Origin of the sequence: Halomonas sp. AOP22-C1-8 (assembly GCF_052378905.1) — a bacterium.
Classification (GTDB): Bacteria; Pseudomonadota; Gammaproteobacteria; order Pseudomonadales; family Halomonadaceae; genus Vreelandella; species Vreelandella citrativorans.
The window spans coordinates 1-11,098 of sequence record NZ_JBQSYD010000048.1; the positions used below are offsets into that span (position 1 = coordinate 1).

Here is an 11,098-nt window from a genome sequence, read left to right on the forward strand (position 1 = left end):
CTAGTTCTTTATGCCGGTTCTTGAGTTAGCTCTTTACCTTAGCTCTTTACGTTAGCTCAGAACGATTTGCCAAAAGGATGAAATCAATGCGTATAGTAAACACGAAATGTTCAGCGGCGATACTGCTCGCCATGTTGGTCGGCTGCTTCGGTTCGGCACACGCCACCGAGACCACTGAGCAACCAGACGCCGATCAAGCCTATGATCAAGATGCCGACGGTGAACAGCGTGCCATAGCGGCTGGCGAGTCCTTAATTGGTCAGCCAGGCCCCGAGCTGAGCATTACCACGCTGGATGGTGAGACTATTGATCTAGGCGCGCTATATGGCGAAAAACCCGTGTATATAAAGTTCTGGGCAACCTGGTGCGTGCCCTGCCGCCAGCAGATGCCCGGGTTCCAGGCATTTCAAGAAGCGCATGGTGATGATATCCAAGTCATCGCCGTGAACACCGGCTACGCTGACACCGAAGAATCCGCACGTGTCTATCGCGAGGAAATGGGCCTGACCATGCCTATCACGGTAGATGACGGCACGCTAGCCGAAGCGCTGAATCTACGCGTTACCCCGCAGCACGTTCTGATTGATCGCAGTGGTCACATCACTCACATTGGTCATCGTGACGATCAAGCCCTGGAACAGGCGCTACAGGCAGTGCTTGAACCCGCTGATCCCAACTCAGCAGCGACCGAAGGAGCCGCCGTCAAGGATATCGACGCCAACGCTTTAACGGTGGGCGATACGGTGACTCACCTTGATGTCACCACGCGTGACGGCACTACCATCGACCTGACTCGGGAGACGACAGACAAGCCACTGGGTGTGGTGTTTTTTGCCACGTGGTGTGAGCCTTATCTTGCCGAGAGCCAGCCAGAAACCTCCACCGCCTGCCGCCGCGTACGCGAAACCGTCAACCAGCTGAGCGAAGACCAAAGCGTACAGTGGGTAGGCATTATTTCTGGTCTTTGGACCCAAGAGTCCGATGTCGAAAGTTATCTTGATACCACCGAGACGGCGATACCGGTGTTGCTTGACGCCGAGGGCGAGATACACCGTGCGTTCGGCGTTCAGCAGATACCTACCGTTGTATTAATTGATGCTGACGGCAAGATAACCGACAAACTTGGACCACAAGACACCGCGTTAGGCGAAGCTGTCGAGCGCCTCAGTCAATAAGCGTAAGCCACTCCGCGCAAGCCATAGCGCGGCCCCCTTTCTTTACTGGAGCAGCCCGCCTCACGCGGGCTGATAGCCAATGCCCACGTTCCTTTATCGCTACTTTGTCCTTTTCTGCCTGGTGTTAATGCTGACTCCCCAGATCGGCGCTGCACAGGAATTTCCCGGCATCTCGGGCGAAGTACTGATTAAGAGCACTCTGATAGCGGAAACAGGTCAACCGGCACCTGGTTCCTCCAGCACCTTAGCCGTTTTCATGGAGCCGCAATCAGGTTGGCATGGATATTGGAAACAGCCGGGTAGTATTGGCCTGCCACCGCAGTTCAATTGGCAATTACCGGAAGGTGTCAGCGTAGGCGATGCTGCTTACCCGGTACCGCAGACGCTAATGACTGGCGATCTGATGAACCATGTCTACGAGCACCCTTATGCACTATTGCTGCCCATTGAAATAGACGCCTCTGTGCCCGCAGGGACCTCTCTGCCTATTAGCGTTGATTTCAACTACTTGGCTTGTCGCGCTGATGCCTGCATTCCAGAGGAAGCATCGCTTGCCACTACGCTGGTCGCAGGCGATGGCCACATTACGCCTGAGCGCAAAACACGCTTCGATGAATGGCGGCGCGAGCTTCCCAGGCCTCTCGGTTCGCAAGCCAGCTTTGTGACGACCGATGATAACCAGCTGCGTTTAAGCATCCCCTTGCCCACCAGCGTGGAACTCAACGATCCACACTTGTTTGTTGCCACCGATAACGTGGCTGATCCCGCGTCTGAGCAGGTTTTTAGTCGTGAAGGCGACACATTGATTATTGAAACCCAGTTGGCAAAATACTGGCAGACAGACAATCCACCTGACGAGTTCGAAGCACTTCTGTCACTGGGCAATGGAACCGGCTTAGCATTGGTTAGCCGTAGTGATGGTGCGCCAACGCCAAACGCAAGCACAGCTGGCGTACAAAGTAGTTCTACATTACTACTGACCGCATTTCTCGGCGCCGTACTGGGCGGCGTTCTGCTCAATATCATGCCCTGCGTTTTCCCTATTCTCAGCCTTAAGGTCCTTAGCCTTGCACGCCTGTCCGGTGGTCAACGCGAAGCCCGGCGTGAGGCGCTAGCCTATACCGCCGGTGTGGTCCTCGTTTGCTTGATCCTGGGCGCAACGATTATTGCTCTGCGCGCAGCCGGTACTCACGTTGGCTGGGCATTTCAGTTACAAGACCCACGGGTCATTGTGGTGCTTACGCTGTTGACTGCCGCGATTGGCTTTAACCTGGCAGGCCTTTTTGAACTAGGCTCCATCAATGCTGGCTCCAAACTGGCTAGCCAGGAGGGCATGGCCGGTGCTTTCTGGACGGGCGTACTTGCCGCTTTCGTCGCAACACCTTGCTCCGGCCCATTTATGGCCACAGCGCTTGGCGCCGCCCTGGTACTCCCTACGGTTGCCGCACTGACGGTTTTCGTGGGCCTGGGCTTGGGCATTGCCTTACCGTTTCTGCTGCTTGGTTTCATACCAATGCTTCGCCGTCGCCTTCCTCGGCCGGGCCCTTGGCTTGCCACCTTTCGGCATATCATGGCCATCCCAATGTTCCTAACCGCTTTAGCGTTAGCTTGGGTGCTTGGCCGCCAGCTCAGCAATAACGGCATGATTGCAAGCCTCGCTCTGATCTTACTACTAGCCATAGGACTTTGGTTCACCGGCCTGCGCCAACGCAACGGCAAGCGCTTGGTCTGGGTACCGGCAGCACTCGCGGCCGTACTCGCGCTGACGGGAAGCATCCTCGTCCCTGGCTCCTTTGCAGGGCACGAAGCGCCCATTAATGCCGCCGCAAATTCACCCGCTACACGCACCCTCGACTTTGACGCGGACCGCCTGGCCGAACTTCGGCAGCAGGAGCAAACCATCTTTGTCTACTTTTCCGCAGACTGGTGCGTCACTTGCCATATGAACGAACAGCGAGCCATTGATACAGCCAGCACGCAACAAGCATTTGCGCAGGCGGATGTGATCACTATGAAAGGTGACTGGACCAATGGTGACCCAGCCATCACCGCTTTTTTGGAGCAACACGGCCGCTCAGGGGTACCTCTCTACTTATGGTACACGCCAGACCAAAACGAGCCTGAAGTCCTTTCACAGATTCTTGCGCCAAATGTGTTATCGACGTTAGCGGGCAAGTCTGGTTAACCCGCACGGTTAACAGGTGCTGAACAGTTAGCAGGAGAACCGTGCAATAGGTCGATGCCCACCCTGTGAAAAACCATCTCGCACACACCTTCGTATGTTTTCATGCGAATTCGCAGATCAAGCAGGCGACCTGCGGCACATGCCTGTTCGTTAATATGATCCTGTAGTGCACTCTCCCCTAAGCCAAGCCTGCTTGGCAGAAACTCAGTCAGTCGGGTTATCCGAAAGGTGAGCTAATAATTCCGCATTGTGCCGGGTATTATCCTGAGCTTCAGTTTAGCTCTCAGCCGTTCCTTAACACGAGCCTTCTATGCACGATCTCATGCTGTATCTTTTGCTCCTGATTGGCACTTTTTTGATTGCTGGCGTGGTGAAAGGTGTCACTGGAATGGGGCTGCCAACCGTCGCGATGGGTTTACTTGTTATAGCGATGCCACCGGCGAGCGCTGCTGCCCTTCTCGTTCTGCCCTCTTTAGTGACCAATGTCTGGCAGCTGCTTTCTGGCCCATCGATTACACAGCTGATGCAGCGGCTCTGGCCAATGATGCTGTGTATCTGCTTGGGCACCATCGCTGGTGCTGCCTTATTAGTCCGCGTAGACCCACTCTGGTCTGGGTTTGGGCTCGGCGTCGCTTTGATTGTCTATGCCGGTTATACGCTGCTTGCCCCCGCCTTCTCCGTTTCCACGTTCCTGGAGCGGTGGCTTTCTCCGGTTATCGGCTTGATAACGGGAGTCGTCACTGGCGCAACAGGTGTATTCGTGATGCCAGCAGTGCCGTACCTTGCCTCACTTAATATGAGCCGGGAAGAATTCGTGCAAGCCCTGGGCTTATCGTTCACCATTTCCACGCTTGCACTAGCATTAGGACTGTTCGCCCATGATGCTTTCCAGGTCTCGCAACTAGGTACGTCCGCCTTGGCGATTATTCCTGCGCTGATCGGAATGTGGGCGGGTCAATATATACGGATGCGGATTAGCCCACAGCGGTTTCGTCAGTGCTTTTTGCTCTTTTTGATAGTACTAGGCCTTGAACTTGCTAGCCGTCCGCTTTTATGACGAGCAAGAATCAAAAGCCGCCTTCCACCCGTAAGGCTTCGAAGGCGGCGATGAGGCGGCCACGTCGCACAACGCGATGGCGTTAGCCAATATACTGCTTTGTTGTAGTGACCGTACCGTAAGCAAAGGCCAAGGCTGCCATGATCGTTGCGTGAACCTGAGGCGCAGGCACCGTCACGCCATCGAATTCAAGATCCAGCGTGGCGCAGGCATCGTGGATAATCGTCGTCTTGTAACCCAAATCCGACGCTGCGCGGCTGGTGGCATCGATGCACATGTGGCTCATTGCGCCAATAATGACGACCTCCTCAATATTTTGCTGGTCCAACAGCTCTTGCAAACCGGTCTCACGAAACGAGTTAGGAAAATGCTTCACTAGTACCGTTTCCTCGCCCAACGGCGCGACTATGGGGTGAATGGCTACCCCTTGCGTACCAGGGGTGAAAAAAGGAATGTCTGGATCGGCAGATTCATGCTGAAAATAGACGACAAGATCGTTTGCCGACCGGGCATGTTCAATGACGTCAGCTGCGTTCGTGGCAGCCTCTTCAATACCGTTCAACAGCAGCTTGCCGCCGGGGAAATATTCATTTTGGATATCGACGACAATGATTGCGCGATGACTCATATTATCAATCCTTTTCAGTAGCGTTTGCCAATAGGCTGACAAGAAGAAGTAGGCCGCTATATAAAGAAGCGGCCCTTGGGATTAGAAGGAAATGACCTCACCATCGGCGGGAATCACTACATTCTCCTGAATTCCCTCTTTCTGCACGTAATCAGCCAGTTCGTCACGGCTTAGCGTCATATGATTTACGGCATCCATATGCACCGCGATGATGGTGGCATTCGGGGCTTTCTGGTGGGTACGCAGCGTATCTTCCTTACCCATAATGATGGGATCACCTACGAAACCGTCTACCTCGGCAGCACCGGTATTCAGCACGATCATCTCTGGGTTGTAGCGCTCCATTGCCTGCTCGACCTCATCGCGCCATACGCTATCGCCGACTAAATACGTCGTTTTCTGCCCCGGAGCTTCGAAGACGACACCCATGATGTCACCTAGCGATTGCGCAAGCTCAGGAACAGCATAGAGAGCATCGGAGCCATGCTGGCCGCCCGTCTTGTGAAGCTGCACGCCGCCAAACTCGGTGCCGCTATCAAGGATGCGCACATCGCTGAATCCCTGAGAGCGAATCAGCTCGGCATCAGCGGTATTCTGAGCGAACAAGGGAATGTCCTTCGGCAATTGCGCTTGCGCGGCGGCATCCCAGTGGTCGAGGTGCGTGTGAGTGACGATGACAGCGTCTATATCGCCGATCACATCTTCCGCCGGCATTGGCAGCCCAACCAGCGGATTACGCAACTCGCTACGGTAGGTATCTTCAAATCCCGGATAGGCGCCCTGCTCGGCCAGCATAGGATCAATCAGGAAAGTGGTGTCCCCATAGGTAATCTTCACCGTCGCATTGCGGATCTGCTGCACCTGCTGCGTTGCCTCTTGAGAGAGCGAGTCCGCGGATGCGCTGTGGGCGATAAGAGCCATGGCGATGGCGAGAGAACTAGCGAGAGTCTTGATGAGCATCTGTGTACTTCCTTAAATTCGTTACGGGTAATGGCAAGTAGTTTAGAGAGGCTCAATCAACAAAAGAATTGGCCTGAAAGACATTTATCGAAACTTTTGGGCCATGATGCTACTGTTTATAAAACGCATAGCAGGTTATAAAATGCATAGCAGGAGTCGCGCTTTGTCTCTACCCAATGTCGGCCTAATCCTTCACCCACACTTCAGCCCCTTCCACTTCTCCGTGCCCTATATGGTGTTTGGTATAGCGTTGTCTGATCGCACGCTGTTCAATCTTTCCATTGTGGCACCTGGGGGAAATTCCATCGAAGGCGAACGGGCAATGACGGTGAAGCCCGATGGCGGTTTAGAACTGTTGGATAACATGGATATTGCGATAGTGCCTGGATGGCACGACCTGAATGAAGCACCGCCACCAGAGTTGTGTGAGGCGCTCGTCCGCTGTCATGAGCGAGGCGCTCACGTCGTGGGGCTGTGTTACGGCACCTATGCGCTGGCTTATGCCGGGCTGTTGGATGGCAGGCGGGCGTCGACCCACTGGATGGCCGAGCAGGATTTTAGTGGCCGCTTTCCCAACGTTACGCTGGACACCAATGCGCTCTATGTGGAGGAAGACCGTCTAGTGACGTCGGCCGGTACCGCTGCTGGCCTGGATTGCTGCTTATTCCTGGTACGCGAATACTATGGCGCGCAGGTTGCCAACAAGGTGGCCCGTGCCATGATCGTTCCACCCCATCGGGAAGGTGGACAAGCGCAGTTCATAGAGCAGCCGGTTGCCGCCTCAACCCAAGATGCGCATATCAATCGCCTGCTCGACTACCTACGAGAAAACCTATCGGCATCGCACACGATTGACGAGCTTGCTGAGCGCACCGCCATGAGCCGCCGTACCTTTACGCGAAATTTCCAAAAAGCCACCGGCATGACCGTCGTGGCGTGGCTAGTGAGCGAACGGTTACGGCGTGGGCGCGAGCTTTTGGAAACCACCTCGTTGTCGGTAGAAGCGATTGCAGAAAAGGCGGGCTTTCACACGGCAACGTCTTTCCGCCAACATTTCCGGCAGCGCCATCAAGTTAGCCCACGTGATTGGCGCAAAACCTTCGGTGGCAACGCCTGACGACCAACGCTTAGATCTAACATTCCAAGCAATGCACATAACCTAATGTGATTGCTATTTTCCAACATGTCTATAATACTGGACATATGGAAATTAAAAACGTCACGGCCAGTTTTAGTGCTCTTTCTCAGGAAACGCGTCTTGAAGCCTTTCGGCTTTTGGTACGCCATGAGCCCGAAGGCCTTCCTGCGGGGGAAATTGCACGCCAGCTATCGGTGCCCCATAACACGATGTCGGCGCACCTTTCGGTGCTTTCACGGGCAGGATGGGTCAGCTCTCATCGGCAGAGTAGATCCATTATCTATCGCGCTAATCTCGGCCATATGCAACAAATCCTGGGCTTTATGGTTCGCGATTGTTGTGCGGGACACCCAGAGATTTGCGAGCCGCTTCTGACGGCCTTTACTGACTGTTCTCTCACTACCGAGAAGGAATAACTCTTTTGAAAACGACTTTGAAAACGACGATTTATCACAACCCCGCCTGCGGCACCTCGCGCAATACGTTAGCGATCATCGAAGCATCCGGTGAGACACCGCACGTCATCGAGTACTTGAAAACACCACCCAGTCGCGAGCGGCTGGTCGAACTGATCTCGATGATGGCGATTACCCCAAGAGAGCTACTGCGCCGCAAGGGCACACCCTTTGAAGAACTTAATCTCGATGATCCAGCATTAAGCGATGATCAACTGATAGACGCCATGATCGCGCACCCCATCCTGATCAATCGCCCCATTGTGGTAACGGAAAAAGGCGCGCGCCTGTGCCGCCCTTCAGAGCGTGTACTCGACTTATTGGCCAACCCAGTCACCACGTTTACCAAAGAAGATGGTGAGGTAGTGCACCTTAAGGGCAGCCACCCGTGAGCGAACCTATCAGTTTCAACGACCTGCCCAACATTGATCTCCAAAAGCTCCAGCCAATAGACGTGGACGTATTGACGGGGCCCGATGCGCCGCGTCATTCCCCCAAGATTCTGGTGCTTTACGGCTCTCTGCGCGAACGCTCTTTTTCACGCTTGGCGTCCGAAGAAGCGGCGCGGTTGCTGCGCTGGTACGGCTGTGAAGTACGTACCTTTAACCCTTCTGGCTTACCGCTGCCAGATGATTCAGAGGCCGATCACCCGAAGGTAAAAGAGCTACGCGACCTTGCCCAGTGGTCCGAAGGCATGCTGTGGGTCAGCCCCGAACGGCATGGTGCGATGACGGGCATTATGAAAACGCAAATCGACTGGATACCGCTATCGCTGGGCGGTGTTCGCCCTACTCAGGGTAAAACGCTGGCGGTGATGGAAGTGTCTGGCGGCAGCCAAAGTTTTAACGCCGTTAACCAGATGCGAATCCTCGGGCGTTGGATGCGCATGATCACCATCCCTAACCAATCCTCTGTCCCCAAAGCGTTCACCGAATTTGACGATGCCGGGCGCATGAAGCCCTCACCTCTTTATATGCGTCTCGTCGATGTGTGTGAGGAACTGGTGAAATTCACCTGGTTGACGCGCGACAAGTCCGCCTATCTTACCGACCGCTATTCAGAGCGTGTCGAGAGCGCTGAAGAACTCTCTCGCCGCGTTAACCAAAACACTCACTGACGTAAGGTCCTTTCATGTTGGCACTGGCTATTTTTGTCGTCACCCTGGTGCTGGTGATCTGGCAGCCTAAAGGTTTGGGTATCGGGTGGAGCGCGCTGGGCGGCGCGTTAGTAGCACTGCTTATGGGCGTGGTGCATTTAGCGGATATCATTGTGGTGTGGGACATCGTCTGGGATGCCACCTTTACGTTTGTTGCCCTGATCATTATTTCGCTGATTTTAGACGAAGCGGGATTCTTCGCCTGGGCAGCGCTGCACGTGACGCGCTGGGGCAATGGGCGCGGGCATCTACTGTTCCCGCTGGTCGTGTTACTCGGCGCGGTCATTGCCGCCTTCTTCGCTAACGATGGCGCCGCCCTACTGCTAACGCCCATTGTGATCGCTATTCTTCTGCGCCTGAAGTTTGAGCCGCCTGCGGCGCTGGCCTTCATCATCGCGACGGGGTTCATTGCCGACACGGCCAGCCTGCCCCTGGTGATCTCTAACCTCGTTAATATCGTCAGTGCCAACTACTTTGATATTGGCTTTGACCGCTATGCGGCGGTTATGGTGCCGGTGAACCTGGTGTCAGTAGCGGCTACATTGGCCGTGCTCTGGATAGCCTTTGGCCGCCGTATTCCTAAACACTACGCCGTCGAAAACCTCGACCCACCGCGCTCAGCTATAAAGGACCCGCTGATATTTCGAGTGGCGTTTCCGCTGCTGGCAACGCTGCTTGTCGCCTACTTCGTGACCGCCCCGCTAGGCATTCCCATCGCCTTTGTAACGGGAACAGCCGCCGTGCTGCTAATGGCAATTGCCGGACGCTGGTGGCGAGCAGGCCGTGGTGCCATCGTCTCCGTATCAGATGCGCTACGCGGCGCCCCTTGGCAGATAGTGCTGTTCTCAATCGGCATGTATCTCGTCGTTTACGGGCTGGGTAATGCAGGGCTGACCAATTATGGCGCTTTGGCGCTTGAGTGGCTGGCACAACAGGGCAACTTTATCGCCACGCTGGGCACCGGTTTCCTTTCCGCCATCGTCGCCTCGGTCATGAACAACATGCCCTCGACACTGGTTGGCGCGCTGGCGATTGATCAAGCGAACGTGCCTGCAGTAACGCAGGAATTGATGGTCTACGCCAACGTGATTGGTAATGACCTGGGACCCAAGTTCACCCCCATTGGCAGCCTCGCCACCCTGCTCTGGCTACACGTACTAGCGGGCAAGGGATACAAAATTGGCTGGGGCCAGTATATGAAAATCGGCCTGCTGATAACGCCGCCGGTGCTATTGGCAACGCTGGTTGCTTTGGCGCTTTGGCTGCCGGTGTTGTCTGCGGGGTGAGTGTATAGGGATTTAGGTTGGATGGAAGCTAGGCAGGGTTTCTGCCTAGCTTCTGGTATCGGCCAGAAGCGGTCTTTGAGGCGACACTTTGAACAGGAGGGATGCTGGCTAACCGATGAATGTCTAATACCCCAGGCCAACCTGCAAGGAGCTAGCAGGTCTGGCAGTGATTGAGCCTCAATAGGTGTTTGCTGTAAGCCACTCACAGCCAACGATGACAGATGAAGCAGGATCACTGGCTCAGGGACTTGATATTGGCCACTTACGCGGTCAATAAAAATCACTGCGGCCTATTAACAGACAGAAGGCTCATAGGTGTTATACGCACTTACTGGTTTAAATAAGGACTCATTTTATCTTTAAGTTCAGGTAGTTGGTTGTCGAACCAAGAAATTGTTCGTTGTGAGGCATCATATGCTGCTTGGCCGCAGAAACTGAGTGCAACACCAGAGCTTTCCGCTAAGGTGTTTCCGTATGTCATACATCGAACTCAGCATTGAAGAGCGTGCCAGTATCCAGGTTGGCCAAGCCCAGGGGATGAGCTTACGATACATCGCTAGACTCCTGGGACGAGCCCCCTCAACGATTTCTCGTGAAATACGCCGCAACCAGAGGGATCAGAATAGCTACTGTGCCCGGCATGCCCAACAGCAACGAGAGCGGCGGCGAGCACCCTGTCGCCCGAAACATAAGCTGCTGCCAGGCACCGAGCGTTTTGACCTCATCGTTCATATGTTGCGACAACGCTTGTCTCCCGAGCAGATTAGCGGCAAGCTCAAGGCCATGAAACTACCTGACCTGCGCGATGCCTACGTCTGCCGAGAGACGATCTACACGGCCATTTATGCCCTGCCCGTTGGCCACCTGCGCAAGGAACTGATTCACTGCTTGCGACAAGGGAAAACCACCCGTAAACCTCGCCGTGGCCAAGTAGACCGTCGTGGTCAGATCCCTGACATGGTCAGTATTCATTTGCGTCCCCCCGAGGTTAGCAAGCGTGAAATGCCCGGGCACTGGGAAGGGGATCTGATCAAAGGCAAGAACAATGCGTCTGCAGT

Annotated in this window: 11 protein-coding genes; 9 read left to right on the forward strand and 2 right to left on the reverse strand. The window is 54.7% G+C overall.

Annotated features, from left to right (window positions below; genetic code table 11):
- Positions 1-86 precede the first annotated feature (86 nt).
- The 3 genes from ACT3TY_RS17410 (at position 87) to ACT3TY_RS17420 (ending at position 4,417) form a co-directional block, all read left to right on the forward strand.
- Entirely contained in the window at positions 87-1,175 is a 1,089-nt protein-coding gene (locus ACT3TY_RS17410) for a TlpA family protein disulfide reductase (RefSeq protein WP_444629031.1), read from the forward strand.
- A gap of 79 nt (positions 1,176-1,254) precedes the next feature.
- Positions 1,255-3,360, forward strand: a complete 2,106-nt coding sequence (locus ACT3TY_RS17415; RefSeq protein ID WP_444629032.1) for a protein-disulfide reductase DsbD family protein — start codon at positions 1,255-1,257, stop codon at positions 3,358-3,360.
- 310 nt (positions 3,361-3,670) lie between these two features.
- The gene (locus tag ACT3TY_RS17420; RefSeq protein WP_444629033.1) at positions 3,671-4,417 is read left to right on the forward strand and encodes a sulfite exporter TauE/SafE family protein; all 747 of its coding nucleotides are present in this window, start codon (positions 3,671-3,673) and stop codon (positions 4,415-4,417) included.
- A gap of 82 nt (positions 4,418-4,499) precedes the next feature.
- Here the strand turns inward: ACT3TY_RS17420 and ACT3TY_RS17425 are convergent, their stop codons facing one another.
- Positions 4,500-5,045, reverse strand: a complete 546-nt coding sequence (locus ACT3TY_RS17425; protein WP_444629034.1) for a cysteine hydrolase family protein — start codon at positions 5,043-5,045, stop codon at positions 4,500-4,502.
- 81 nt (positions 5,046-5,126) lie between these two features.
- The gene (locus tag ACT3TY_RS17430) at positions 5,127-6,005 is read right to left on the reverse strand and encodes an MBL fold metallo-hydrolase (protein ID WP_444629035.1); all 879 of its coding nucleotides are present in this window, start codon (positions 6,003-6,005) and stop codon (positions 5,127-5,129) included.
- A 163-nt stretch (positions 6,006-6,168) separates the two neighbouring features.
- On the opposite strand from ACT3TY_RS17430, the gene ACT3TY_RS17435 reads away from it, so the two are divergent.
- The 6 genes from ACT3TY_RS17435 to ACT3TY_RS17460 all read left to right on the forward strand — a co-directional run.
- Positions 6,169-7,122 carry a GlxA family transcriptional regulator gene (locus ACT3TY_RS17435; RefSeq protein WP_444622598.1) on the forward strand — a complete coding sequence of 318 codons (954 nt, stop codon included), beginning with the start codon at positions 6,169-6,171 and terminating at the stop codon, positions 7,120-7,122.
- An 86-nt stretch (positions 7,123-7,208) separates the two neighbouring features.
- Positions 7,209-7,559, forward strand: a complete 351-nt coding sequence (locus ACT3TY_RS17440; protein ID WP_193054126.1) for an ArsR/SmtB family transcription factor — start codon at positions 7,209-7,211, stop codon at positions 7,557-7,559.
- A 17-nt stretch (positions 7,560-7,576) separates the two neighbouring features.
- Positions 7,577-7,990 (forward strand): arsenate reductase (glutaredoxin), encoded by a 414-nt coding sequence (gene arsC, locus ACT3TY_RS17445; RefSeq protein ID WP_444629039.1) that lies wholly within the window; start codon positions 7,577-7,579, stop codon positions 7,988-7,990.
- On the forward strand, positions 7,987-8,715 hold the full coding sequence (gene arsH / locus ACT3TY_RS17450; protein ID WP_444629036.1) for an arsenical resistance protein ArsH: 729 nt from the start codon (positions 7,987-7,989) through the stop codon (positions 8,713-8,715). Before arsC ends, arsH begins: the two co-directional genes overlap by 4 nt.
- A gap of 14 nt (positions 8,716-8,729) precedes the next feature.
- Complete coding sequence (locus tag ACT3TY_RS17455) at positions 8,730-10,040, forward strand: arsenic transporter (protein WP_444629037.1); 1,311 nt, start codon at positions 8,730-8,732, stop codon at positions 10,038-10,040.
- Between the two features lie 474 nt (positions 10,041-10,514).
- On the forward strand, positions 10,515-11,098 hold a 584-nt coding region (locus tag ACT3TY_RS17460), incomplete at its 3' end, for an IS30 family transposase (RefSeq protein WP_444629038.1).

Coding starts and splice junctions, on each gene's coding strand:
- ACT3TY_RS17410 (WP_444629031.1), top strand. CDS start 87: ATGCGTATAGTAAACACGAAATGTTCAGCGGCGATACTGCTCGCCATG.
- ACT3TY_RS17440 (WP_193054126.1), top strand. CDS start 7,209: ATGGAAATTAAAAACGTCACGGCCAGTTTTAGTGCTCTTTCTCAGGAA.
- ACT3TY_RS17425 (WP_444629034.1), bottom strand. CDS start 5,045: ATGAGTCATCGCGCAATCATTGTCGTCGATATCCAAAATGAATATTTC.
- ACT3TY_RS17420 (WP_444629033.1), top strand. CDS start 3,671: ATGCACGATCTCATGCTGTATCTTTTGCTCCTGATTGGCACTTTTTTG.
- ACT3TY_RS17430 (WP_444629035.1), bottom strand. CDS start 6,005: ATGCTCATCAAGACTCTCGCTAGTTCTCTCGCCATCGCCATGGCTCTT.
- ACT3TY_RS17415 (WP_444629032.1), top strand. CDS start 1,255: ATGCCCACGTTCCTTTATCGCTACTTTGTCCTTTTCTGCCTGGTGTTA.
- ACT3TY_RS17455 (WP_444629037.1), top strand. CDS start 8,730: ATGTTGGCACTGGCTATTTTTGTCGTCACCCTGGTGCTGGTGATCTGG.